The sequence below is a fragment of the Paraburkholderia aspalathi genome (genome assembly GCF_900116445.1).
Classification (GTDB): Bacteria; Pseudomonadota; Gammaproteobacteria; order Burkholderiales; family Burkholderiaceae; genus Paraburkholderia; species Paraburkholderia aspalathi.
In genome coordinates this window covers 1-25,866 of sequence record NZ_FPBH01000028.1, presented here as the reverse complement: position 1 = coordinate 25,866, position 25,866 = coordinate 1, and the positions used below count along the sequence as shown (strand labels likewise).

At 61.5% G+C, this 25,866-nt stretch carries 23 protein-coding genes; 14 read left to right on the top strand and 9 right to left on the bottom strand.

The window, feature by feature from the left end; genetic code table 11:
• Positions 1-299 precede the first annotated feature (299 nt).
• On the top strand, positions 300-608 hold the full coding sequence (locus BM438_RS33225) for a hypothetical protein (RefSeq protein ID WP_408398927.1): 309 nt from the start codon (positions 300-302) through the stop codon (positions 606-608).
• A 148-nt stretch (positions 609-756) separates the two neighbouring features.
• Here BM438_RS33225 and BM438_RS33220 read toward each other — a convergent pair whose 3' ends face one another.
• From BM438_RS33220 to BM438_RS33195, 7 genes are all read right to left on the bottom strand, one after another.
• Positions 757-1,566: a c-type cytochrome gene (locus BM438_RS33220; protein WP_093643618.1), complete on the bottom strand. Its 810-nt coding sequence runs from the start codon at positions 1,564-1,566 to the stop codon at positions 757-759.
• The gene (locus BM438_RS33215; RefSeq protein WP_093643616.1) at positions 1,563-3,188 is read right to left on the bottom strand and encodes a b(o/a)3-type cytochrome-c oxidase subunit 1; all 1,626 of its coding nucleotides are present in this window, start codon (positions 3,186-3,188) and stop codon (positions 1,563-1,565) included. Before BM438_RS33215 ends, BM438_RS33220 begins: the two co-directional genes overlap by 4 nt.
• On the bottom strand, positions 3,175-3,747 hold the full coding sequence (locus BM438_RS33210; protein WP_093643614.1) for a cupredoxin domain-containing protein: 573 nt from the start codon (positions 3,745-3,747) through the stop codon (positions 3,175-3,177). The genes BM438_RS33215 and BM438_RS33210 overlap by 14 nt, the downstream gene beginning before the upstream one ends.
• Before the next feature lie 2 nt (positions 3,748-3,749).
• Complete coding sequence (locus BM438_RS45705; protein ID WP_167378501.1) at positions 3,750-3,926, bottom strand: hypothetical protein; 177 nt, start codon at positions 3,924-3,926, stop codon at positions 3,750-3,752.
• Positions 3,927-3,956: 30 nt separating this feature from the next.
• Entirely contained in the window at positions 3,957-5,330 is a 1,374-nt protein-coding gene (locus tag BM438_RS33205; protein ID WP_093643612.1) for a c-type cytochrome, read from the bottom strand.
• Positions 5,327-6,043 carry a c-type cytochrome gene (locus BM438_RS33200; protein ID WP_093643610.1) on the bottom strand — a complete coding sequence of 239 codons (717 nt, stop codon included), beginning with the start codon at positions 6,041-6,043 and terminating at the stop codon, positions 5,327-5,329. The genes BM438_RS33205 and BM438_RS33200 overlap by 4 nt, the downstream gene beginning before the upstream one ends.
• Positions 6,044-6,531: 488 nt before the next feature.
• Positions 6,532-7,419 (bottom strand): LysR family transcriptional regulator, encoded by an 888-nt coding sequence (locus BM438_RS33195; RefSeq protein WP_093643608.1) that lies wholly within the window; start codon positions 7,417-7,419, stop codon positions 6,532-6,534.
• Between the two features lie 98 nt (positions 7,420-7,517).
• Between BM438_RS33195 and BM438_RS33190 the strand changes: the two genes are divergently transcribed.
• The 8 genes from BM438_RS33190 (at position 7,518) to BM438_RS33155 (ending at position 18,201) form a co-directional block, all read left to right on the top strand.
• Positions 7,518-8,846: an MFS transporter gene (locus tag BM438_RS33190; protein ID WP_093643606.1), complete on the top strand. Its 1,329-nt coding sequence runs from the start codon at positions 7,518-7,520 to the stop codon at positions 8,844-8,846.
• 355 nt (positions 8,847-9,201) lie between these two features.
• Positions 9,202-9,849, top strand: a complete 648-nt coding sequence (locus BM438_RS33185; protein ID WP_167378500.1) for a response regulator — start codon at positions 9,202-9,204, stop codon at positions 9,847-9,849.
• A 159-nt stretch (positions 9,850-10,008) separates the two neighbouring features.
• Complete coding sequence (locus BM438_RS33180) at positions 10,009-10,701, top strand: response regulator (protein ID WP_093643604.1); 693 nt, start codon at positions 10,009-10,011, stop codon at positions 10,699-10,701.
• 111 nt (positions 10,702-10,812) lie between these two features.
• Positions 10,813-11,457 (top strand): response regulator, encoded by a 645-nt coding sequence (locus tag BM438_RS33175; protein WP_093643602.1) that lies wholly within the window; start codon positions 10,813-10,815, stop codon positions 11,455-11,457.
• A 245-nt stretch (positions 11,458-11,702) separates the two neighbouring features.
• Entirely contained in the window at positions 11,703-12,449 is a 747-nt protein-coding gene (gene aqpZ, locus BM438_RS33170) for an aquaporin Z (protein ID WP_093643599.1), read from the top strand.
• Positions 12,450-12,481: 32 nt separating this feature from the next.
• Entirely contained in the window at positions 12,482-16,279 is a 3,798-nt protein-coding gene (locus BM438_RS33165) for an ATP-binding protein (protein ID WP_093643780.1), read from the top strand.
• A 382-nt stretch (positions 16,280-16,661) separates the two neighbouring features.
• Entirely contained in the window at positions 16,662-17,096 is a 435-nt protein-coding gene (locus BM438_RS33160; RefSeq protein ID WP_093643597.1) for a CHRD domain-containing protein, read from the top strand.
• Between the two features lie 127 nt (positions 17,097-17,223).
• Positions 17,224-18,201: an alpha/beta hydrolase gene (locus BM438_RS33155; RefSeq protein WP_093643595.1), complete on the top strand. Its 978-nt coding sequence runs from the start codon at positions 17,224-17,226 to the stop codon at positions 18,199-18,201.
• Here BM438_RS33155 and BM438_RS33150 read toward each other — a convergent pair.
• Positions 18,171-19,013: an EcsC family protein gene (locus tag BM438_RS33150; RefSeq protein WP_093643593.1), complete on the bottom strand. Its 843-nt coding sequence runs from the start codon at positions 19,011-19,013 to the stop codon at positions 18,171-18,173. The genes BM438_RS33155 and BM438_RS33150 overlap by 31 nt on opposite strands.
• Positions 19,014-19,153: 140 nt before the next feature.
• Here BM438_RS33150 and BM438_RS33145 point away from each other — a divergent pair, with 140 nt between their 5' ends.
• Together BM438_RS33145 and BM438_RS33140 are read left to right on the top strand one after the other, a co-directional pair.
• Complete coding sequence (locus BM438_RS33145; protein ID WP_093643591.1) at positions 19,154-20,749, top strand: MDR family MFS transporter; 1,596 nt, start codon at positions 19,154-19,156, stop codon at positions 20,747-20,749.
• Positions 20,750-20,780: 31 nt separating this feature from the next.
• Positions 20,781-21,278: a MarR family winged helix-turn-helix transcriptional regulator gene (locus BM438_RS33140; protein WP_093643589.1), complete on the top strand. Its 498-nt coding sequence runs from the start codon at positions 20,781-20,783 to the stop codon at positions 21,276-21,278.
• 89 nt (positions 21,279-21,367) lie between these two features.
• On the opposite strand, the gene BM438_RS33135 is transcribed toward BM438_RS33140, so the two are convergent.
• A complete protein-coding gene (locus BM438_RS33135) occupies positions 21,368-22,645 on the bottom strand; it encodes an amino acid deaminase (protein WP_093643587.1) in 1,278 nt (425 codons plus the stop codon).
• Positions 22,646-22,791: 146 nt separating this feature from the next.
• Here BM438_RS33135 and BM438_RS33130 point away from each other — a divergent pair, with 146 nt between their 5' ends.
• The 3 genes from BM438_RS33130 to BM438_RS33120 all read left to right on the top strand — a co-directional run bounded on the left by BM438_RS33130 (position 22,792) and on the right by BM438_RS33120 (position 25,638).
• A complete protein-coding gene (locus tag BM438_RS33130) occupies positions 22,792-23,682 on the top strand; it encodes a MurR/RpiR family transcriptional regulator (RefSeq protein WP_093643585.1) in 891 nt (296 codons plus the stop codon).
• A 3-nt stretch (positions 23,683-23,685) separates the two neighbouring features.
• The gene (locus BM438_RS33125; RefSeq protein ID WP_093643583.1) at positions 23,686-25,167 is read left to right on the top strand and encodes an N-acyl-D-amino-acid deacylase family protein; all 1,482 of its coding nucleotides are present in this window, start codon (positions 23,686-23,688) and stop codon (positions 25,165-25,167) included.
• A gap of 84 nt (positions 25,168-25,251) precedes the next feature.
• Positions 25,252-25,638 (top strand): RidA family protein, encoded by a 387-nt coding sequence (locus tag BM438_RS33120; RefSeq protein WP_028200605.1) that lies wholly within the window; start codon positions 25,252-25,254, stop codon positions 25,636-25,638.
• Positions 25,639-25,866 lie beyond the last annotated feature (228 nt).

The window sequence follows — 25,866 nt, the reverse complement described above, 5'->3', positions numbered from 1 at the left end:
ATGGGCGGGTCGTGGTGAGGGAGCCGAGAGGCTCGCCGGTTTCGTATTTCGCCCGGTCTGTCAACCTTGCCACGTGCCCGCTCACCCCATCTTTCAGCGAGTGTCGGGCGATTCAGGAACGAACCGGAAATCGCACCATGAGCAAATCTACCAAGACCCCTCAAGCACCCTCACGTGCGCCCGTTGATGCGCTCCAGTACGAGAAACTCGCGCTCTCAGCTTTCGATTTATGCAACCGGCAGTTGGATCAGCTTAAGCGACTGGTTACGCTTGCGGCCTCAATACGCAGGACTCCCTGCATGACAAGAGAGGAACGGCAAAGCCAACAGGCGTTGCTGGAACTGCTTGTCGAAACTGGCGAGGGGTACGAGCGCGAGATTGAATGCGACCGTGAACTGTACCAGGTGATCGCGCTTGATGCGAAGGACGTGCCTCATAGCCGCATCACCGCCAAACGTGCCGCGAGTCTTCTGTCCGAGGCGGTGCGGAAGAAATCAGATGACAGGCTGAGCGCGAAACCCGCAGATGCCGCGCGGCCCAAGCCGGTGCGCACAAAGGTCGCGTCGCGAGCAGAAGCGGGCGCACAGGTCTCTGGCGCTGCACATTAACCGGCACTAGCGGCCACCACGCAGAAGCAACGGAAAAGGCCCCGAGCTGCGCGTAAGACATTGGGCAAGAAAATGGCCCGCTGAGTGCGGGCCTTCTGACACGTCATTCGCGGTTGAGCGCCGCGAAGGCTAAACCAAACTCGAACGATTACTGCATAGCCGCGTAATACTTAGCGACGCTATCAATCTCCGCCGAAGTCATCTGCCGGGCCACATTCCGCATCTGCTCATTGATATCGTTATGCCGGGCACCGGCAGCAAACGCCCGCATTTGCGCAGCGAGATAAATGGACGACTGTCCCCCAAGCCAGGGCGCCGCCCCCTTACGATCCAGTTGTCCATGGCAGGCCGCACAAGGCGCAATATTCCGCTGCGGATCACCCTGCATCGCAAGCTTCACAGCATTCGCATCCGGCCCAACGCCTGTAGGCAAAACCTCGGCCGCCGGCGCGCGAGACAGCGAAGCATAGTAAGCCGCCAGGTCATGCAGATCCTGATCGCTGCGAGCCGCGATAATCGGCTGCATCACCGCGTTTTGCCGCACACCGTTCTGATAGTCGCGCAACTCTTTGTAGACCACGTCAGCATACTGTCCGGCCAATGCAGGCGCCGTCACCTGCACGGTGCCCAGCACGCCATGACACATCGAGCAATTCTGCGTCGCAATCGTCGCGCCGCGGCCAATCGAATTCGCATCTGCGCGCACCCATCGCAATGGCGGCAAGACCACCACCTCGCTCGGCGCCGGGCCGGCAATATTGGCGCCACCGTACCAGCTCGACGGCGCACCCGCGGCGCTGCAAATCGTCGCCCATAAGCCGCGCTCGCTGAATCCGCTATTCGCCGATGGCAACCAGACGAAGCCGATCAGTATCGCGACCACGGCAATCGCAATCGTGCCGCCCAGGCTCACCGTGAACCACGGATTGCGCAAGCTGAAGACGCGTTCCTGACTCATCGCTGCGCTCCAACGACAACTGCCGGCACCGACGTCTGCGGCAATTTGAGCAACTGAACGATCGGCACACTGTAGTTGACGACCGTCAGCCCGATCATCAACGCCACCCACAAGCCGAAACTATTGAGCGCGGCGGGCACGTGCTCGACCGGCTGAACCGCGCTCGCGAAGCGGAAACTCTGTTGCTGTACCTCCGGTCCGAATTGCGACTTCGCGAGGATGTAGATGAACAGCACGCCGGACACCACCAGGATCAGTCCGCCCACCGCCGACATCCCTACCCAGAACGCCTGCGATTCCATCCCTGGCATGTTGTAGTCGTAATACGCCATGCGACGCGGCGCACCGAGCAAGCCGACGTAATGCCACGGCAGCGTCACCACCATCATGCCGATGAACCACAGCCACAGTTGCATACGCACGAGCTTCACCGACGCAATCGCGCGGCCGGTCAGTTGCGGCCACAGTTCGTACGCGATCGCGAAGTACATGATGACGATCGCCCCGCCGAAAATCAGATGAAAGTGCCCGGTCACCCACTGCGTGTTATGCACCGTCGAGTTCAACTGGTAGCTCATGTTGATCAAACCACCCGCACCGCCAAGACCCAGCATCACGAACGAAAACGCGATCACCAGCATCATCGGGTTCTGCCACGGCAACGCGGTCAGCCAGCCGAACGCGCCCTTGCCGCCGCGCAATCGTCCGGCGATTTCCACCGATGCGCAGATGGTGAACACCGTCAGCAACGTCGGCACCGACACCATGCCGGTGAACACCGCATGCAGGAACTTGAAGCCCGAGCCTACCTGTGGATCGGCGAACAGGTGGTGAATGCCAATCGGCATCGCGAACACGAGGAACAGAATGAACGACACGCGCGCCATCGAATCGCTATAGAGCCGTCCGCCGATCGCACGCGGCACCAGCGTGTAGTACGCGATGTAAGCTGGGATCAGCCAGAAGTAGACGATCGCGTGCAGCGTCCACGAGAACAGGATGCGCGAGAGGCCGGCATCGATCGTGTTGGTGAGACCGAAAGCGACGGGCAAGATCTGGAACAGGATTTCGAGCGCCGCGCCGATTGCGGTCCAGGCCCACAGATACGCGCCTGCGACGTTGGCGAACATCGCGAGCGGTATCGGCTTGCCGGGATTAGCACGCTTCCAGATGCGCAGATTCACGTGCATCAGCGCGACCCAGATCCACGAACCGACCACCACCAGCACCACACCGAGGTAGTAGAACGGACTGCCGATCATCGGCGGATAGAAGGTGTAGAGCACTGATGCCTTGCCTAGCGCGACAGGCACCATCGCCATCACCGCGCCAACTGCCAGCATGATGAATGCGGCCCACGCCCATTTCAGACCGACGAGCCGCTGCGCGAGCGCGAGTTCGACGATTGCGTAGCCGAAGCCCATCGACACCAACGTGGGCAGCACGTAAGCCATCACCGAGCCATGCGCGGTCACCGATCGATAGTAGAGCTCGGGGTCGCCGACCCACGGCAGCAGCGGGCTGCGTACCAGCATCTGCCACGCGCCGAGCAGCAGCGCGATCAGAAACGCGATGAAGGCCAGCCAGAAATGCGCGAGAACGAGTCGCTTAGCGTGAAACACAGCTGAGCCTCCGTGATTGTCGGGCCTGCTCGAAGAACGTGGCTTTGTCGATGACCTTGACGTGCGCCCACATGGTCTGATGGCCGAAGCCGCAGAACTCATGACACGGCATGGTGTGATCGGCGGGTTTGTCGAAGCGCGTGTTCAGCGTGGCGACATAGCCGGGCACGACCATCGTGTTGATGTTGGTGTCGGTCACGAGCAAGCCGTGCACGACATCGGCGCTGGTGGTGCGGATTGTGATCGGCGTATCGGCAGGCACCAGCAGACATTGCGGTGTGAACGAATACTGCTGCGCGACGAAGCGCACGACCACCGAACCATCCGGCTCGACTGCGCTGCCAAGGTTGTCTTCGACGAATTCGCCCGACAGTTGCAGGCGCGAGGGATCGATCGTCTCGACCCGCGACGGCGGCATCATCGCCCAACGCAGCCCCGAGTAGATAATGACGACGAGCATCAGCACGATCAGCGCCGTGGCGAAAATCGCCCAGCGGCGCTCGGCGCGTAAGGCGACTTCGTGGCCGCTGCCCGGTTGGTGATTGGAATCAGTCGACATAGTCAGTGGATGACGCCGCGCGGCAGGAAGACAAGAAAGTAGAAGCCGAACCAGATCGCCATGACGATCAGCGTGGCGACGCCGGCCACGGCGATCGCGCCATGCGGGCCGGCCGCGACGACACGTTCCACTTCTTCATCCGTAGGTGGGGCCGCGCTGCGGGTATCGTTCGCTTCCATCTGGAGATTCTCCGGTGCAGCAGTTCAGGTTCAGTGCAGCGGTGCTTTGCGCAATTCGTTGACCTCGCGCGACGTCACCGGCTGGCCGTGGTTGCCCCACGCAGTGCGGATATACGTGACGACGGCGGCAGCATCGGTGTCGTTCAACTCCTGACCGAACGGAGGCATGCCGTACGGCTCGGGATTGCGCGCCGTGCCGGGCGGAAAACCGCCGTTGAGCACGATGCGGATCGGGTTCACCGCGGAGTCCATTTCGATCGACTGGTTACGTGCGAGCGGTGGATAGTGCTGCAACTGACCCTCGCCGTTCGCGCCGTGACACAGGGCGCATTTGTCGGCGTAGATCTTTTCGCCGAGCGCGAACACGTTGGTATTGGTCGGTGCGGACGGCCCCGACTTGCGGCCGCGATTGTCCGGTAACGTCTTGAGATAGACGGCCATCGCCTTGACGTCATCTTCCGTCATGTACTGAAGGCTGTGATAGGTGACTTCGGCCATCGGTCCGTACACAGCGCCGCGATCGGAAATGCCCGCTTGCAGCAGATCGACGATGTCCTTGATGCTCCAGTCGCCGAGACCGCCGTCTTTGTCGGATGTGAGCGAGGGCGCGTACCAGTTCTGCACCGGAATCAGACCGCCCGCGAACTGCTCGCTTTGCGACGAGCCGCCGAGCATGTTGATCTTGGTGTGGCACATCGTGCAGTGCCCGAGCCCATCGACGAGATACGCGCCGCGATTCCATTCGACCGATTTGGTCGGGTCCGGCTGGAATTCGCCTTCACGGAAATACAACGTGCGCCAGCCATATAGCAGCTTGCGCTGGTTGAACGGGAAGCGCAGCGTGTGCTTGTGATTCGGCTCGCGTACTGGCGCCACGGATTTCAGGTACGCGAAGATCGCGTTCGAGTCTTCACGTGTGACCTTGGTGTACTGGGCGATCGGCATCGCAGGGTAGAGCAGGGTGCCGTCCGGCGTGCGGCCGGTGCGCATCATCTTGAAGAACGCGTCCTCGCTCCATGTGCCGATGCCGTACTGCGCGTCCGGTGTGATGTTCGGCGAATACAGCGTACCGAACGGCGTATCCATGGCGAGCCCGCCGGCGAAAAGCTTGCCGCGCGGAGCGGTATGGCAGGCGACGCAGTCGCCGGCGCGCGCCAGATACTCGCCGCGTTTGACGATATCGGGACGGGTGTCGGCTTTGTCGCCAGTGGTAGTTGCGGTTGTGGCGGCAGGCACGGCTTCAGCCGCGCTCGCTTCAGCGATCAACAGCGCTCGCGGTGCGCTGAAAAGCGCGGCGCCGCCGGCGACGATCAAGCCGGCAATCAGCAAGCTGAATACAGCAGTACGACGGCGCTTCATCATGGCATGCGCAACAGCGTGGATCGAGCGGAAGGTCGTCTTCATTGCGGTTGGCTCCCGCATGCGAGAGGCAGCCGCTCAGCTGACGCCGGCGCGGGCCGTGGATCGGCAGGGCGCGGCTGGCGCGCGAGCCAACTCGATACCGCGGTGATGTCCTTGTCGGTCAGCTTGACGGCGATCGAATGCATGCAGTCCGGCGCAAGCGCGTGACGTGTGCCCGAGCGCCACGTGCCCATCTGCCCGGCGATGTAGCTCGCATGCAGGCCGAGCAGGCCCGGGATGCCAGGCTGCGTGCCCGTCATGCGTGCTCCATGACACGCGATGCACGCCGGGATCTTGCGCGCCGGGTCGCCTTGGGTGACGAGTCGTTGTCCGGCTGCGAGCACGGCCGGTGCCACGTCGGTGTGATCGGCATTCGGATAGGGCGGTTGCAGGTCCGCGAAGTACTGGCTGATCCTGCGCAAATAGTCGTCGGGAAGGAAGGCGAGCAGATAACCCATTGGCGGATAAGTGCGACCGCCGTCACGAAACGCGCTCAGCTGATTGAACAGATAGTCGGCTGGTTTGCCGGCGATACGCGGGAAGTAATCGTTGTTCAGGCCCTGGCCTTGCACGCCATGACACGAGGTGCAGGCGCGCACGCGCTCGTCCATGGCGGAGGGCATCGCGGCTGACGCGTCTGTGGCTGCGAACGCCGCGCCACGCCACATGACGTAAAGCACCACCAAAATCGAAAATCCGATAGATCTACGATGCACGCCAGGCCTCGTCGGGGAACGGTTATTTTCGCTATTTATTTCTCATGCATTCGCTCGTGAATTCACTCATCGAAATCGATGAACGATGCATGACAAGCCTGCCAATTCTTTTTCATCACGACTGCATGAACAGCAAATCGAAACGGACTTATTAAGGAGGCACAGTATTGAAGCGATGCGGCAATGCAACTTCTTTATGAAGCAACGATCTGCCTGAGTGCGCCAATGGGTGGCGGCTTTCGGGCTGCAGTAATAACGCTTGATGCGTCTCGCAGACGTGTAGCAGGTTGCAGGAATTTATCCGGTGCGTCAATAAAATTTGCTGGACCAATCGGTGATGTATTTGATCAGCATAGGCGTCGATTAGAGCGCCTTCAATATTTATTCTTTGCTTGGTTCGAGTGCGGACTGCATCGCCGAATGCAATTGATGCACTGCGTTTCTGTCGTGTTCCTTGAGTCGCAGTGCGTGCATCGACGCGGAGCGCGTCAACTGAAGAGATGCATCAACGCCGTGCGTGCATTACTGACGCGTTCGCTTTCGCCGATTCGCCCCGGCAACAGATGAAACTCGACAGCGGGCAATGCGGGCAACCCGACGCTCGGTGGACAAGCCACCAGGCCTCCGCCGATCGACGATTCGTTCAGGCAGGAAATGCCCAGCCCGGCCTTCAACGCCAGTTGCAAGCCAGCCACCCCGGAGGCCGAATGCGATACCAGATACGGCACCTTGTGCTCATCGAGGAGTTTCACGACAAAGCGCTGCAACTGACAGCTCGACGGAAGCAATACCAACGAATAAGGCGTGGCCGGCCGCGGACTGGCATCGGCCGCGCAGACCCATAGCAGTTTCTCGCGCCGAACAACGGTGCTTTGTGCACCACCGCGCCGGTTGGTGGAGCGTGTGCTCCCGGTGACGAGCCGCAACGAGAGGCCGATGTCGTACGACGCATCGTCGCCGGCACTGCTATCGATCACGGCGCTCGGTTGCACGGTGACGTGCAGTTTCAAGCGCGGATGCTGTTCCGAAAACGTCTTGAGAATGCGCGCGATGTCGAGCGGACGGTAATAGTCCGTGATGGCGATGCGCAATTCGCCGTCGAGCGAGCGGCCTTGCAGGTCTTCGAAAGCTGCTTCGCTCATGGCGATGATGCGGCGCGCGTGATCGAGCAGGCGGCTGCCGGCCGGCGTGGCGGTCACACCCTGCTTGCTGCGCACGAAGAGCGGCTGGCCGGCGCGCTCCTCGAGTTTCTTCAACTGCTCGCTCACCGACGACTGCGACAGGAACACGCGTTCCGCGCCCGCCGAGACGCTGCCCGATTCGGCGACGGCGACGAAGGTGCGCAGTTGTGTCAGGTCAAATCCGCGTTGACTCATGATTCGGTATATCCGATGGAAGTCATCTGATTTTCCGGCTTTTCCGATGGTTTGCCCAGCCGTAGGATACCTCCAATTCATTCATTGCAGAGGCTGTCATGGGAAACGATTCGATTGCCGCCGTGCGGGTACCAGGCGCGCGTACGGCGAGCCATCGGTGGAAAGTGCTGGGAGTCGGCTTTGCGGCGAACGCGAGTTTCTCGGCTGCTTTTTCAGGGATCCCGACAACGGCCGTGTTTTTGCGTTCGGGTTATCACCTCGGCAATGACGGGCTCGGACTGGTGCTCGGCATGCTAGGTTTGGGCATTGCGGTCAGCGAGTTGCCGTGGGGTTTGTTGACCGACCGTTGGGGCGATCGCCGCGTGCTGTTGCTTGGACTTCTTTCGACTGCCGCGGCGCTAGCTGGGATGGCATTGTTCGTGGTGCCGTCCGGCGCGCATGTGCCGGGCGTGGCGACGCTCGCGCTCGGCCTGCTGCTCGTCGGCCTGCTCGGCGGTAGCGTCAACGGCTCGAGTGGCCGTGCGGTGATGGCCTGGTTCCGCGAAGGTGAGCGTGGCCTTGCGATGAGCATTCGACAGACCGCGGTGCCGGCCGGCGGAGGCCTGGGTGCGCTGATCTTGCCGGCGCTCGCCTCGAAGTTCGGCTTCGCCAGTGCGTACTCCGTGCTGGCCCTTGCGTGTGCGATTACTGCGGCGTTTGCATGGTGGTGGCTGCACGAGCCTTCGCACGTTGAAGGGAACGGTGTGGGTGCGGCTCGCAACGCTGCGGTTGCGGGGGCGGGTGCAGGTGCGGCGCCGGCGAAGGTTTCGCCGTTACGCGACATCGGCATCTGGCGTGTGGCGCTCGGCGCCAGCGCGTTGTGTGTGCCGCAGATTGCTATCGTGACATTCGGGACCGTCTTCCTTCACGACTTCGGCCGTGCCGGTGTGCTGGCGATCAGTTTGACGATGGCGGCCGTGCAAACGGGCGCTGCGATTGCGCGGGTCTGGAGCGGTGCGTGGACCGACCGGCGCGGCAATCGACGCGCTTACATGCGCGCCTGCAGTGTGCTGACCGCGGTACTGTTCGCATCGCTCGCCCTGGTGACGGGTCTGGCCGGCATGCACCATACGGCGATGACGGCTGTAGTCGCACTGATGATCGTGCTGGGCGGCATAAGCGCGTCCGCATGGCACGGCGTTGCCTTCACGGAACTGGCGACCCTCGCGGGGACGAGTCGCGCTGGCACCGCACTCGCGATCGGCAATACCTGTATCTTTCTCATGCTGTTCTTGACGCCGCTCGCGATTCCGGTGTTGTTGTCGGTGGGTTCGTGGCCGATGGTGTGGGCGGTAGCCAGTCTGTGCGCATTGATCGCGCTGCCGGTATTTCCACGCGTGGCTCGCGTTAGCAAGCTGACGGCGGCACGCGCTTGTGATGCCACGTGATGGAGTAATAGCGACCGGTGGCGTTATGTTGCCGGTCAAATTCGTTATTTTTCATGCGACGAGAGCGGCGGTGCGCTCTCGTCGCTATGTTGCTTTTCAGAAGAAAAAATAGCGACGAAAAAACTCTCGCATATTCGATTTGCATAATTGCGCATTCCTGCTTTGATAGTTTCGCAATGGGCTATCAAATTGTCAGCGGGTTTCAGAGTGCTCCGATTTTCTCCGGTTTGTCGCAGTGGTTTTATGGCCGCCCTTGGTGCGGTGTCCTACGCCACTGGGCCATTAGAGCGCGCATGAAGCGGACGGTATTTCCCTATACGTTTGCTGAGTATGCCTACAACAGCAGAGACAAATCATGACGAAACTTCGAGTCATTCTTGCGGACGATCATCCATTCGTTCTGCTTGGCGTTCGGGCCGCGCTGGAAATGCACGCCGGTGTCACCATTGTCGGCGAAGCGACTACTCCCACTTCATTGATCACGCTGTTGGAGAGCACGCTATGCGATGTGCTCGTTACCGATCTGACGATGCCTGAGGTATCCGGCACGGTCGAAGATGGGTTGGACCTTGTCAGGCGAATCCGATCCGCATGGCCGTCGTTGCGCATCGTCGTGATGACGGCTCTGACGAACACTGCGATTCTGCGCGCCATCGTGTCAGATGGTGTAGTCAGCGTGCTCAGCAAAATGGAAACGTTGGACGAGCTTTGGCAAGCGATGGAGACGAGCAGGAAGGGTGACATGTACGTCGGCCGCTCCATCATTCAGGCGCTTGCTTTGCCTCGGGACGACGCGAGCGAACTGCCTTCTGTATCGCGATTGTCCTCCAGACAGGCAGAAGTTATAAGAATGTTCGTGCGTGGCCAATCGATCTCCGAGATCGCCGCGACGCTCGGATGCCATCGTCGCACTATCAGTCGTCAGAAACGCGAAGCAATGGCTAAACTCGGCGTTGCCAACGATCCCGGTCTCTTTGCTTATATTCGTGCGCATGGCGTTTGATGGAGTTAAATCGTATATCTAATCAATTTTCAGAGTGCGGTCATTGCTCATTTAAGAGCGATCTTATGTCTATCGGCCAGGATTTGATTAATGATCGCGGCACGGCCAGTTGCTCCGGAGAGAGCGGCAGGGAATTCAGGTACGGGGGAGAAAAAGACGATGAGCGATAACGTTGAACCAAGTACACCTGTGCGTACCATCATCGCGGACGATCATCCACTGGTTCTGTTAGCGATCGAGAATCTGATGATGGGCTATCCGGATATGCAAGTCGTCGGTCGTGCTGCCGACGCCACGGAACTGTTCAAAGAAGTTGATCGTGTTCCATGCGACCTCGTTTTCATGGACCTTTACATGTCAGGGGGCCTCTACGGCGACGGATTGGAGGCCGTCAGGCAGTTCAAGATGCGTTATCCCCAAGTCGCACTCGTAGTACTCACGATGGAAACCGAAGCGGCCGCGTTGAGAAAGGTTATCGCGCTCGGTGTCGATGGGCTGATCAGCAAGCGCGACCGGATCGATCTGATTCACGTGGCAGCCATCACGGCGCTGGCTCGGGAGTGCTACCTCGGGCCGGCGGTGCGATCGCTGATTGCCGATGCAACAGTCGCGCAGCGGCTCGACTTTGTCCGTCAAATGTTGTCGCGCCGCGAACTGGAGGTGTTCAGGCAGTACGCCTCCGGCCTTGGCGTAACGGAGATCGCCGCGCGCTTCGGTCGCAGTGTCAAGACGATCAGCGCTCAGAAATGTACTGCGATGCGCAAGCTCGATCTTCATAGCGACGCGGAGTTGTTCCGCTTCGCTGTCGAGCACGGCGTGATCTCTGAAGATTGTCTGCAGAACCGGCGCTAAGCCGACGAGATGTCATGCCGGTTTGGTGGCATGGCGAACAGAAGATGTACTTGGCACATCCCGGGGAGGCACGTTGCGTGCAGGGAGTGCCAGTCGATAAGACAAGAAAAAATGACACAAAGAATCCGCGTCATCGTGGCCGACGATCACGATTGCGTTCGTGTTGGTGTGATGCGTCTGCTTCAAGCGGCGCCCCACATCGAGATAATCGGTGAGGCGCCCGATACCGAAACGCTGGCCGAATTGCTCGACGTCCATGCGTGCGATGTCGTCGTATCGGATATCGGCATGCCGGGCATCCACGGTGCCAACAATGCCGTCTCGTTTCTCCGCCGTCTGTTGCGGGGGCGGCCGCGCCCTTGCGTCGTCGTGCTGACGATGATCTGCCATGTGCACATGCTTTCAGGATTGTTGCACCTCGGCGTGGCCGGAATCGTCGATAAGCGCGATACCGCCGCGGCGTTGATCGAAGCGATCGAGGCAGCGGTTGGCGGCCGTGTTTATCTATCGGACCAGGCGCGCATTGCGATGGACGCATGCGATGCGCCGCCACAGCCGCGCGCGGGTGTGCTGAGCGCGCGTGAGTGGGAGGTCTTCCAGCTTTATGTGCAAGGTTTGGCGGTCCACGAAATTGCAGCGCGACTGCAGCGCAGCGGCAAGACCATCAGCACGCAGAAGCGAAGCGCGATGCGCAAGCTCGGGCTCGAGACTGAAAACGACCTTATCGACTATGCGAGACAGATTGGGTTGACCTGATAGCTGCGTCAGAGAACTAGACTGCGACTCCTGTGATGATTCTTAGGATTTTAGGAGTCTTCTGATTGGTTGGGTGAAGTTGCCGCTTCATAGTTATGAATTAGCTGAGGCTCGACGTCCAACGCCGCCTGACGAAGGCAGTTATTTCGCCATGCTGAGCAATGCCGAGCCTGGAAAATTCAGGCAAATGTCTAGCGGCTGGAGTAGAGCACCGTCTGCCATTTGCGCAAATACTGGGAGGCGGAATGGTAGGGCTAGGCAAGCGGTTATGGGTCGAAGGAGTCGGGACGGCGTGGGTGGTGTTCATCGGCTGCGGCAGCATTGTATTGAACACCGGCGCGGTCCAGCAAGGTTACGGCGTCCTTGAAGTCTCACTCGCATTCGGTCTCGCGCTCGTCACAGCGAGCTATGCGTTCGGCGCCTACTCAGGCGCGCACTTCAATCCGGCTGTCACGATCGGCTTCACGGTCGCGCACCGTTTCCCGGTTCGAGATCTGCTGCCCTACATTGCTGCCCAGATTCTCGGGGCCATCGCAGCCGCAGCGCTGCTCGTATACGTGGCGAGCGGCCGCCCCGGCTTCGAACTGGGTGCGAGCGAATTCGCAGCGAACGGTTTCGGCGAACATTCTCCGGCCGATTATCAACTTCATTCCGCACTGGTCGTCGAGCTTGCACTGTCGTTCGCTTTCGTCTTGGTGAGTCTGATGGTGACCTGCCGGCGAAAGTTGCGACCGATCGCACCGCTGGTCGCCGGTGCGTCTCTGATGATCGTGTACATGGTGTCGATTCCCGTTACCAACGGTTCGATCAATCCCGCTCGCTCTACCGGTCAGGCGTTGTTCGTCGGCGACTGGGCACTCGACCAGCTCTGGCTGTTCTGGGCCGCGCCGTTGCTGGGCGGCGTCGCTGCAGGTGCGCTGTTTTCCTTCCTCCGGTGCAAGTCCAGCCGGCGTGCGGCGTCGCTCGTTCACGGGCAGGGCGAAGTCGCGTGAGCGCCGCCTCGTCTAATTTCATGGTGCTCGCCATGAGACGCCAACGCGGTGTCGCGGTGCGGCATGTGGTCCGGCGTGTATCGCAATGTCTGCTCGTGATGTTCGCCTTTGTCGTCGCGCTGATGCAGTCGGCGGCGGCTCAGCCTGTCGCTGATTCATCGCATCCGCAAGTCGGCGGCGCCTTTCCTGCCACGTTGACCATCGGCGTTCTCGCGAATGGATGGTTGCCTTTCGACGGACTTCAGGACGGTCAGCCAACCGGCTTGAGCGCCGACTATCTCCGCGCGCTCGTTGGGCCGAACGTCGTGATCGAGTCCAAAGTGTTCCCTGACATGCCGCAGCTACTGGCCGCAGCCTGCGCCGGCAATGTCGACCTGGTCATGAGTCTCGCGCGCACACCCGAGCGGGAACGCTGCTTCAGCTTCAGCGCGCCGTACTTTCGGGCGTCGGCATCGGTGGTGGTGCGTCGCGACGGCAATGTGTACGCGAGTGCCGCCCAGCTTGCCGGCGCGCGCCTCGCGGTTGAAAAAGGGTTCGCGCTGGAGCGTTCGTTGCGCGAGCGCTTTCCACGCGCCCAACTGGCAACCTTCGCCAGTACGCACGCGGCGCTCCAGGCGGTCGCGCAAGGCGATGCCGATGCCTATCTCGGCTTTACTCCCGTCGTTCAGTATGCGCTGGCCACCGGGGAATTCCGCGGCCTGCAAGTCGCTTTCGAGGAAGGCGGCAGAATCGCTGACTTGCGCTTTGCCGTCCCGCGCAGCCGGGTGGCGCTACGCGACCAGATCGATCGTGCGCTCGCTTCCATGAGTCCGGCCGACGACACGGCGATCCGTGCGCGCTGGCTATCCAGCAGCTTCGACGCGCAAGCTGCGTCCACTGCGCGGCGCCTCGCATTGACGGTCGAGAAGCAGCGCGTCCCGCAGAAGGGGCTGGCCGGCAACACGGCGGAGTCGGGAACGTGGAGCGTTACCGCCGTGCGCCTTTTGCCCTTGCTGATTGGTATCGGTCTCGTGCTGCTGGTTACGCTACGCGCGTATCTGCTGCTGCAACGCGAGGTCAGGCTGCGCAAGCAGACCGAACGCGAACTGGCGCTACAGCTTAACTTTCAGGAAACCATGATGGAGATGGTTCCTTATCCGCTCGTCGCCAAAGATCTGGATGGACGCTACATCGCGATTAACCGTGCGTATGAAGAAGTGTGTGGTTTGCGCCGCGAAGCGGTGATCGGACGTACGGCCGTCGAGGTCCAGGCATGGGGTGAAGCCAATAGCCACGTTCTGGATGACCTCACACGCAAGATGCTGAACGGCGGCGAGCCTGCGCAGGCGGAACTCGAGTTTGAACGCAGCACAGGTGACCTGCGGCACGGCCTGTTCTGGTCACGGATATGTCATAGCAGCGACGGCAGGGCCAGTTGTGTGCTCGGAACCATGGTCGATATCACCGATATCCGGCGTGCTGAAATGCTCGCGCGCGAAACCGAGCGGCGCCTTTTCGACGTCACGCGCTCATTGCCGGCTGTCGTATTTCAATTGCGACGCACCGTGGGCGGCGCGTATTCGTTTCCGTATATCGGCGGCGACACACGACATCTGCTGGGCGCCGCCCCTGCCTCGTCGATGAACCGCGAAGAAATCGATTTCAGACGTGTCTGCGAAGAGGACCGGCCTTTCGTGCTGGCCGAACTTGAGCGATCGGCGCGTTGCGAAACGCCGGTGAATATGGAGTTCCGCTTCGAAGTCGAGTGTGAGATCAAGTGGGCGCGCGCGGAGCTGGTGCCGCGTCGCGAGAGCGATGGCAGTGTTGTCTGGAGCGGCTATTGGGTGGACGCGAGCGTCGAGCACGCGCGGTCCGAGGAACTCGCGCGAGCGCGCGACGTGGCAGAAGCCGCCTCGCGTGCAAAAGATGACTTTGTCGCGATGATGAGTCACGAAATCCGTACGCCGATGAACGGCGTGCTCGGCCTCGTCGAAGTGCTGGAGCGCACGCCGCTCAATGCGGATCAGGGGGAAATGTTGAGCATGATCCACGAGTCGGCGGGGGCATTGCTGCAGATTCTGGACGACTTGCTCGACTATTCGAAGATCGAAGCGGGGCGGCTGACTATCGAAGCCGAACCGATCGACATGCGCGAGTTGGTCGACAACGCGGTCGGTTTACTCGCGGGCCGCGCCCACGAAAAGGGCTTGAAAGTACGCGTGGATATCGCGCCCGAAGTCGCGGCTACGCTCCGTGGAGACAGCGTGCGATTGCGGCAGATTCTGTTCAACCTTCTCGGCAACGCCATCAAGTTCACGCCGAAGGGCGAGGTCGACGTCCAGGTCGCGGTCGTCGATCAGGCCGGCGACGTTCAGACGATCGAGATGACTGTCGAGGACACTGGCATCGGCATTGCGCCGGAGCTGCAGGCGCAGTTGTTCGAGCCGTTCGTGCAGGCGGAGACCTCTACTACCCGCCGCTTCGGCGGTACCGGCCTTGGTCTGACGATATGCCGCAAGTTGATCGATCTGATGAACGGAACCCTTGAATTGCATAGCGAACCTGATGTCGGTACACGCATGACGGTGCGCCTCACCATGCCAGTGGCATCGCAGCACTACTCAGTGAACGGCTTGCGCGGCAAGCGCGGCGTTGTGGCGACGGAAGACGCGCGGGTCGCACAGGCGCTGATGCATTTCGGCCAGGCCCTTGGACTAGAACTGAGTCGCGTATCGCCGCATGTGGCCGAACTATGCGATTCCGCCGGCCTGGAAGGCGTGGATATGATTTTCGTGAGTGAAGATGCGGCGCTGCCGACGAACGCCAGGCCCGGGTCGCGGATCATCTGCCTGACCGAGAAACCCAAGCCGACGGGCTATCGCATCCTCGACAACAACGTGCGCGTCAGTATCAACCCAATCTCGTGGCGCGGTCTCGGTGCCGCATGCGCGGCGGCGATGACGGGGCTGCCTTCCGTGGCGCCGCGTTCTACCGGCATGCCGCGCAAGGCCGAAGGCGCTGCCGTCCCGCCGGACCGCGAACGGGCAATTGCCAGCGGACGGCTGATCCTGGTTGCGGAAGACCATCCGGTCAATCAGGAGTTGATTCGTCATCAACTGGCCTTGCTCGGTTTTGCCTGCGACGTGGCGAACGACGGCGTCGAGGCACTGGCCGCGCTCGAGCAAACCAGCTATGGATGCCTGATCACGGACTGCCACATGCCGAACCTGTCCGGCTACGAATTGGCCCGGCGTATCCGGGAACGGGAGCAGGATGGCATGCACCATTTGCCGATCCTCGGGATTACCGCGAACACCGCGCCGGAAGACCTGAAGCTATGTCGCGACGCCGGCATGGACGACTGTCTCGTCAAGCCGACGCGGCTTGCTACGCTACGCGAGTACCTGAGCCGTTGGTTCGGCACGGACAGCGCATGGCAAGCGGCTCCGGCTGAAACGGTCAGTGCATCTCCGGTTTCGGGGCTGGATGCGCATGGTGGTGCCGAACCATTTATCCCGGTCGATCTGAGCCATATGACGCAATTGTGGGGGAGTGAATCGACCGTTAAAGCCCTGCTCGATTCATTCGTTTCATCGGTGCGCGAAGACGTGCAGGCATTGTCGCCGCTACTCGAACACATCGAGATCGAGCGTCTGCGCGAGTGGCATCATCGCGTGGCAGGGGCCGCGAGTGTGTTGCAGTACCCGCCGCTGCTCAATGCGTTGGAAGACTATCGTCGGTGTATCACCGTCAAGACGCCGGAGCGCTTGCGCAGCGACGGGTTGGCTTTGGTGCGCAAGTGCAATGCGATGCTGGATGGAATCGAGGAACAGGCTGCGTTACTTGCATGACGCTACTTCACGCCGCATCGCACCGAGGCGCGGCTGTAACGCCTCGCTTGCGCGACCGCATTGACGCGCGCTCGTGAATAAATCCACGCAGCGAATCGAGAGGACGAAAAAAAACGCGGCCGAAGCCGCGTTAAAGATTTGGAGACATCCCTCGATGAAGGAGTCACTTCTCGCAGTCGGAAGCATAATCCGGATGGCGCAAAAGATTCAGTACGAATTGCGCAATTAACTGTTTGTAAATATCGAAGAAGGCGTCGCGCAGATCGCCGCAATGTCATTTGACCCCGACGCAAACAGCTGTAACGGATTTGCACTAGTATGTGGTGGCTCTGCGCGTGACCGAAATGTCGGTGCGGCGGTGCATCAAAGTCCGGAGAAGACCATGATTGCGCTTCGAAAACTAAATCTTGCTGTGGTGTTGTGGGCGTTGGCATCGGGCGTCGCTTTTGCGGATACGGTGGCGTTGAAGGCTGACCTCGAACCGTCGAGCGAAGTGCCGCCGCGCGTGAGTCACGGGCACGGCATGTTGAACGCCACGTTCGATACGTCGACCAAGTCCCTGCAATGGACGGTCACCTATGAAGGCCTGAGTGGTCCGGCAACCGCCGCGCACTTCCACGGCCCGGCGCCGGTCGGGCAGAACGCGAAGGTCCAAGTGCCAATCGGCAAGGACGCGCTGGCGAGCCCGATCAAAGGATCGGCGGCGCTCACTGAACAGCAGGTGACGGACTTGATGGCAGGGCAGTGGTACTTCAACGTCCATACCGAGCAGAATCCGACGGGCGAGATTCGCGGGCAGGTTTTGCCGGCGAACTAGGCAAGAGAAAACGAGAAAGGCCTTGCCCGGTGGCGCGGGCGCTTTTTCAGGATTAGAAGCCGCCGTCCATTGGCGCGGCGGCGAACGCACGTACCATGTTGGGACACTATCGAAGGAGCGTGTCCCAATGAGTTGGCAAAGTGCACTCGCCTGCTGGTATCTGCGTAAGCAGTTTCGACCGCAAACTCTCAAGCCGACTATCAATGTGGAGAAGGCGCGTGCGCTGACAGCCAAGCGCGCCTGGTCGCCGCGCGTGCCGGGGGGCTGGCGTCTGCGCGAGTCGTACGGGCCGAACGATTGGCCGCTGCAGGGTGAGTGGATCGAGCGCGCCGACGGCGTGTCCACTTCCGGGAATGGCCCGACCGTGCTGTATTGCCACGGTGGTGGCTACTACTTCTGTTCGCCGCGTACGCATCGCTCGCTCGTATTCGGACTCGCCACGCGTGCGAACGCACCGATCTTTTCCCTCGACTACCATCTCGCGCCGGAGCACCGCTTTCCAGCCGCGCTCGACGATGCGGCCGCAGCCTACCGTCAGCTGATCGCGGACGGCACGCCGCCCGAGTCGATCGTAATCGCGGGGGATTCAGCGGGCGGTGGCCTTGCGCTCGCTACGGTAGTCGCCTTGCGCGACGCCGGCGATCCGTTGCCGGCAGGCTGCCTGCTGTTCTCGCCGTGGACCGATCTGGCCGCTGCCGGCGCCACCATTCGCACCAACGACGGTCTCGATCCGATGTTCAGCGGTCCCGCGATCGCGCGGGCCGCGCAGGTTTATCTCGGCGACACGCCCGCCACGCATCCCTACGCTTCGCCGGTCTATGCCGACATGAAAGGCTTGCCGCCGCTCTTCATCATGGCGGGCAGCACCGAGGTATTGCTCGATGATTCGCAACGCGTTGCGGACAAGGCGCGCGCGGCGGGCGTCGACTGCGAACTCGAAGTGTGGAAGAAGATGCCGCACGTCTGGCCCTTGTTCACGCCATTCATCCCGGAAGGCGGCCGCGCACTCGACCGCGCCGCGGCCTTCGTGCGGCGCGTGACGAGTGCAACAACGAGCGGGCGCGGCACGACCGCTCAGCCGTCCAAAGTGACGTCGATCGCCTGATAGGCGGCTTCGACCGTTTCCAGGCCGTATTGCCGCTCCAGCCGCCGCACGGTGAAGTGACCGTGCGCGACCTGCTGGAAGTGGTCGATGAATACGGTGTTGACCATCGCGCCAAGCACCGCGCCAATCGCCGGAATCGACTTGGCGGCGATTTGCTCGCTCACCTGCACCGAAAAGCGCGCGGCAATCGTGTTGAGCAGACGTAGCAAGGCCGCCGAGCCATGCGCGGTGAAGCCTTTCGTCGCGATTTCGGATGAAGCCTTCGATACCGCCTGCGCCAGCGCGCCGCGCATGATGAAGTAGCCGAAGTCGGCGTCGTCGTCGGCCTTCGAGGTGCCGCCCATGCCGAGCACCGTCAGGCATTGCAGCTGCGTGTCGATCGACGACAGATCCTCGCCTTCGCTACGCGCGATGTCGCAGATCGAGCGAAACATCAACGTGGTCGTGACCGGTAACTCGACGGGCAGCGCGAACAGACCGAATGCGCCGCCAGCCGCGCCGGTGGTCGCCACAGCGAACTTGTGCAGCAGATTGCTCGGTTTGTCGGGCACCACAAGGGGCGAGGCGCCGGCCTGCCGTCCCAACGTGCGCAGCGCGATCGAGAGGCATTTGCGCAACGCGAGTTCCGTCGCATCCGTGACCTTTTCGTTGGCAAAAGCCGGCATGCGCGCGAGCAGCTTCTCCAGCGGCGAACCGACGATGCTCGCCAGTTTCATCGCCAGCGCGGGGCTCTCCAGTTCGTGTTTCGCGCGTCGCAACGCGCTCAGATCGTCGTCCGATAAGGATTGTGCTGCGAGCGAACTCGGCTCCATGTGCCTCCCTGGCGTCATGTATTGTCCATTCTTCAGTCGATTGCCGATGCGGCGAGCCGCACCGGCGCGTTCCAGCTTAGAGCATCACCTCATGGTATGATTCCCGATCGTTTGACGAGTCAACTGTTGCTCCATCAAAAATGGCTGTCCATACCGCGGCCCACCACTCGAGTGGGCAAGTTTTACCTTTCCGTGAGTCGCTACTGGCGATGCTCGGCGTTTCCTTCGTTTCGATGCTGGTCGCACTAGACCAGACCGTGGTCGGCACCGCGCTGCCCACAATCGTCGCGGAATTGAAGGGTTTCGAGCTCTACGCGTGGGTCGGCACCTTGTATTTGCTGACCTCGGTGATCACCGTGCCGATCTTCGGCCGCCTCGGCGATTACTACGGGCGCAAGCCATTTGTGATCGCATCGATCGTCGTGTTCACTGCCGCTTCGGTGCTCTGCGGCGCTGCCAACAACATGCTGTTCCTCGTGCTCGCGCGCGGCTTGCAGGGCATCGGCGGCGGCATGCTGGTCGGCACCGCCTTCGCGTGCATTCCTGATCTGTTTCCCGACTCGGTCGTGCGACTGCGCTGGCAGGTGCTGATGAGTTCGGCATTCGGGATTGCGAACGCGGTGGGGCCGTCGCTCGGCGGTTTTCTCACGCAGTATTACGGCTGGCGCTCGGTTTTCTATGTGAATCTGCCGGTCGGTTTGCTGTCGCTATTTTTCGTCTGGCGCTTTTTGCCGCATCTGCGGCACATCGAGCACGAAGGCAAGATGCGGCTCGATTGGCCGGGTGCGTTGTTGATCGCGGTTGCGCTCGGTTCGCTGCAATTGTTCGTCGAGTTGTTGCCGAAGCATGGCGTCACCTTGGCCGCCTTCGCGCTGCTCGCATTGAGCGTCGCCTCGGCATATGGCTTGTGGCAGTGGGAAAAGCGCTGCCCGACGGCGATTCTCCCGGTGGATATGTTTCGCAATCGCAGTCTGGCCGCGCTCTTCACGCTCGCGGTGCTGGGCGGCTTCACTATGTTCTCGTTGCTGTTCTACGCACCGTTGCTGTTTCAGGGCGGCTTCGGGATGTCGCCGAAAGAGGCGGGGCTCGTCATTACGCCGCTCGTCGTATTCATCACGATCGGCAGTATCGCCAACGGCCGCATCGTCTCACGTGTACGCAATCCGAATCTGATGCTGTACGTCGGCTTTGCGCTGGTGGCGCTGTCGTGCCTCGGCGTGGTCGTTGCAACGCGTGCCATGCCGCAATGGCTGCTGATGTCGTTCATGGTGCTCGGCGGCCTCGGTCTCGGCTTTGTGATGCCGAATCTGACGATCTTCGCGCAGCAGACCGCGGGCCGCGAACACCTCGGCATCGCCACTGCGCTGCTGCAGTCGCTACGGATGATCGGCGGCATGATCGGCACGGCGTTGACCGGCACGCTGATCAGCCATATGTACGCGAGCGGCGTGCGCAGTGCGCTCGAAAACGATCACGCGTCGCAGTGGTTCGCCGATCTCGGCGACCCGCAAATCCTCATCAATCATGATGCGCAAACCACCTTGCTCGGCCAGCTGACGCATGCGGGCCACAACGGCGCGATGCTGCTCGAGAGCGCGCGCGAGTCGCTCGTTTCAGCCATTCATCTGGGTCTTGCGCTGGCGGCGATCATTGCCGTGGTGTCTGTGTGGCAAAGCCGGCGTGTGCCGCCGGTCAAGCTCCAGCGTAAGCTCGAGCCGGTGATCCACGCGGATTGATTTTCTAGCCTTACCGTTTTACTGACAGATCATGGAAGAACAGGACCGCGTCGCCGTCATGCAGCAATTCGGCCGCACTTATCGGGCGTTCATGTCGGCATTCGAGGCCCACGTGGGCCATCCGTTGCCGCGCTGGCGCATTCTGCTCGCGCTGCACGAACAGGCCGGCGAATCGTCGCAGAAGCGGCTGGTCGAGCGCTTGCGTGTCGATCCGGGCGCATTGACGCGGCAGTTGAAAACGCTGGAGGGTTTAGGCTGGATTGCTCGCAGCATGGATACGCGCGATAACCGCGTGACCAATGTGCGTTTGACCGAAGCGGGACGGTCCGCGACCGAAGCCAGCCTGCCGCGCCGCAATGCTTTTTTGCACGACACGATGGCGGCATTACCGGACGAAGCGCTGAGCGCGTTGTCGGGGGCGTTGAAGATGCTGGAAGTGCGGATTGGCGAAGTGGCGGCTGCGACTGGCGCTGCGGCTGCGTCGGCTGCCCAGGTGTCTGACACGGCGGAGGCCGACCCGGCTCGCTGAGCCAGCGAGACCTGAACCTGCCGATTGAGCGGCAAGGCTGCAACAAACGGCGCGCCACCTTGCGGTGAAACGCGCCGCTTCTATCACGATCAGAAGAACGTTTCGATCACTTCCGTGACGCGATACGACGGATCGACCACCAGCACCTGACGCCACTTGTCGAACGTCAGGCAGGGATGCGAGATGTCGAACGCGATCATGTCGCCGACCTTCAGATCGGCGCCCGCGGGAATCCGCAGATACGCGTGCTGATCCATCAAGCCGAAAATCTCCCAACCTTCGCTCGCCGCGATATCGCGTGGCGCTTCGGTGCCCGGACGATAGTGGCGCGACGGCTCCGGCATGCCTGCGTCGAAAGCGGAATCGCGTTTGCCGAGGCCGATGATCGCGCGATCCGGTTCCGGAATCGACTGCACATACGCCCACAATTGCAGCGCCGGCAGCAAGCCTTCGCCCATTTTCTTCGCGACCGGATTGCGCGCGAAGATGTCCGTCTGCGCCTTGCGGTACACGCCGACGTCATGCGTCAGATAGCAGCCGGGCCGCAACACGACTTCGACCTTGCCGGTCTCCGAGGCCTTCACGAATTCTTCCGCGACCACGTCGTACCAGGCCGAGCCGGCGCCTGACAGAACGGCCGGCGTACGGGCAAAACGCCCTTCGTCGACGAGCGCGCGCGTCACAGCGACGGCGCTCTGCAGGAACTCGCGTACTTCGTGTTCTTCTTTCAGCACGCCTTCATACAATTCGACGCCTGCCAGCTTCAACACATCCGGATAGCGCGCGATCGCCTCGAGCACCGCGTTGCGCTGCGCTTCGTCACGGACGCCGGTGCGGCCGCACGGCACGCCGAGCTCGAGCAACACCTGCAGCGGCTTGCGTACCGATGTGAAAAACTGACCCAGTTGCTCGACGCCTTCGACCGAATCGACGAGGCAGAAGAACTCGAAATCCGGGTCGCTCAACAACTCGGCGATCATCATCATGTTGCGGCGGCCGACTAGCTGGTTGGCCATCAGGATCCGCGACACACCGCCGTGATACGCGGCGCGCACCTGATGTGCGGTGGCGAGCGTGATGCCCCATGCGCCGGTTTCGAGCTGACGGCGAAACAGTTGCGGCGCCATGGTGGTCTTGCCGTGCGGCGCGAGCTTGACGCCGTATTCCGCGACGAACGCCTGCATCCACTTCAGGTTGTGTTCCACACGATCCGCGTACAGCACTGCGGCGGGCAGGCTCACGTCTTCGTTCAGCAGGTTCCACTCGAGGCGCGCGGCATCCGTGAGTTGGATGCTGGTGCCCGGAACCATGCCCAAGCCCTTGCTATAAGGATCAATCGTTGCGCCCTGATAGTTTGTAACTTTCATGTCTCCCTGCTCCATCGTCCAGTTAAATCGAATCAAAGTTGACTTTACCATGTTACCGAAAGTACGATGGTTGGAGGAATGTTATTTAGTACCACGGTTTTCCGGAAGCGCTTTGTAAGCGTTCGCGAGACACCCCACAGCCTGCAATGAACTTAACCGCCGAACCGCTGGCCTTCGATATCGTCGCGCGCATCGCCGAATGCGCGCCGGAACTGCGTTCGGCCGAACGGAAGGTTGCCGCGCTGATTCTCGACGACCTGACCGGCGCATCGCGCGCCAGTATTGGCGCGCTCGCCCAGCAGGCGGAGGTGAGCGTCGCGACCGTGACGCGCTTTGCCAAGGCGGTGGGTTGCCGCGACGTGCGGGAGTTAAAGCTGCGGCTCGCGCAGGCGGCCGCTGTCGGTCAGCGCTTCCTGCAGGCGGGCGGACCCACCGACGCGCCCGAGCCGATTGCCACCCGCGTGTTCGACGAACTGCAGACCGCGCTGGCACATAACCACCAACTTCTTCGTCAGGCGCCTTTAGCCGAAGCCGCAGCCACGCTGCGCGCCGCGCGGATGATCTACGTGTTCGGCATGGGCGGCGGCTCGACCGCGCTTGCCGACGAAATGCGCTTCAGGCTCGTGCGCCTCGGCCGGCCGGTTGCAACCTATCAGGACGGCCTGTTGCAGCGCATGGTGGCGAGCACCGTGTCGCGCGAATGCGTGGTGATTGCGTTGTCCACCACCGGGCGCGTGCCCGAGATGGTCGAGAGCTGCAAGATCGCGCGCAGCTACGGGGCGACCGTGATCGCTCTGACCGCGCCCGCTTCGCCGTTAGCCAAACTGGCCGATTGGGTGATCCCGATCGTCGCCTTCGAAACCGACTTCATTTACAAGCCGTCGTCGTCGCGTTACGCGATGATGATGGCGCTCGATGTGCTCGTCACTGAACTTGCCGTGAGTCAGGGTGACGAGAGCCGCGAATTGCTGCGCCGCATGAAGCACGCGCTCGACGCGCACCGTGGCGGCGGCGACCGACAACCGTTAGGAGACTGATCCATGCATTCGCATCCCGAAGCCGCCGATACGCTGATCGTCGGCGCGCAACTGTACGACGGCACGGGCGCGCCGCCGGTGGAACGCGACGTAGCGATCCGCGACGGCCGCATCGCCGCGATCGGCAATCTGTCGAACTGGCTCGCTGAAGAGGTGATCGAGGCGAACGGCCGCGCGCTGGCGCCAGGCTTCATCGACGTTCATACGCATGACGACACGCACGTGATCCGTTCGCCGCAAATGCTGCCGAAGATCACGCAGGGCGTGACGACGGTGATCGTCGGCAATTGCGGGATCAGCGCGTCGCCGGTGTCGCTGAAGGGCGATCCGCCTGATCCGATGAATCTGCTTGGCGAGCGCGATGCGTTCCAGTACCCGACTTTCGCTGCGTACGTCGAAGCGGTGAACGCCGCGCGCCCGGCAGTGAATGTCGGCGCGCTGATTGGGCACACGGCGTTGCGCAGCAATCAGATGGACCGGCTCGATCGCGCGGCGACCGCGGCGGAAATTGACGGCATGCGCGCGCAACTCGAAGAGGCGTTGTCGAACGGGGCGTTGGGTTTGAGTTCAGGGCTCGCCTACGGCTCCGCCTTCTCCGCGCCGACCGAAGAAGTGATGGCGCTCGCCGAGCCGCTCGCCGCCGCAGGCGCGCTTTACACCACGCACATGCGCACCGAGTTCGACGCGATTCTCGACGCGATGGACGAAGCGTACCGGGTGGGCCGTCACGCGCATGTGCCGGTGGTGATTTCCCATCTGAAGTGCGCGGGGCCGTCGAACTGGGGGCGTAGCGTTGAGGTGCTGAAGTCGCTGGAGGGCGCGCGTCGGTTGCAGCCGATCGGTTGCGATTGCTATCCGTACAACCGCAGTTCGTCGACGCTTGACGTGAAGCAGGTGACCGGCGACATCGACATCACGATCACTTGGTCCGAGCCGCATCCCGAGATGGCGGGCAAAGTGATCAGGGAGATTGCTGCTGAGTGGGGCGTCACGCAGCAGGAGGCCGGCAAGCGCTTGCAGCCGGCGGGCGCCGTGTATCACAACATGTCCGAGGACGACGTGCGGCGCATTCTGTCGCATCCCGCGACGATGGTTGGCTCGGATGGATTGCCGAACGATCCGTTGCCGCATCCGCGGCTGTGGGGCGCGTTTCCCCGCGTGCTTGGGCACTACGTACGTGACGCCGGTTTGCTGCCGCTTGAAGAGGCGGTGCGCAAGATGACCAGCTTGTCGGCGCGCCGGTTTGGCTTGGCGCAGCGTGGCGAGGTGCACATCGGTTATCACGCGGATCTGGTGTTGTTCGACCCGGCCAAAGTGCGCGACGCGGCGACGTTCGAGAAGCCGCAACAGGCGGCCGATGGAATCGACGCGGTGTGGGTGAATGGCGTGTTGGCTTACCGCGATGGCGCGGTGACTGGCGAACGGGCAGGGCACTTTGTGGCGCGTGGTGCGGCGTCGAAGGGCGATGCGCACGGCGCGTTTTGATTTTTTTCTGATTGATGTGGCTGATGTGGCACGGGGTTGTGGCGTTGCTCGCGCTGCGTGCCGGACTTTTTAAGGAGTTGGATGATGAAGCGATATGGCGTTGAAGGTGGCAAGGGTACGGGTGGTCAACATATGCCCTTTGCTCGGGCGGTCGAAGCGGATGGCTGGTTGTTCGTTTCCGGGCAGACGCCGATGGAAAATGGCGAGGTGATCAATGGTGGGATTGTTGAGCAATCGCACAAGGCGATTCAGAATGTTTTCGCTATTTTGAAGGAAGCCGGGTATGGGGCGGAGCATGTTGTCCGCTGTGGTGTGTGGCTGGATGATCCGCGGGATTTTGCTTCGTTCAATAAGGTGTTTCGGGAGTATTTTGGGGAGAATCCGCCTGCGCGGGCGTGTGTGGTTTCTTCGATGGTGATTGATTGTCGGGTTGAGGTTGACTGCGTCGCTTATAAGAAGCCTTCGGCTTAAGGTTTTTTGGTCGTCGTAGGCGCTGATTGGGCTTTTTGCCTGCGCGGCGCTTGTTTGTCAGTGTTCCTGGGGCTGGTGCCTTTCCTTGAATTGTTAGTGGTCTATTAGCGTTGCCCCTGTGCGGGGCGGCACTTGTAGTGGTCCAATGACTATGGACACCTCTAAAGGGGATAATTCTCCAAACGAGGTGAGAAATGAGCAGACGGAACATACCCGAAGAATTCAAGG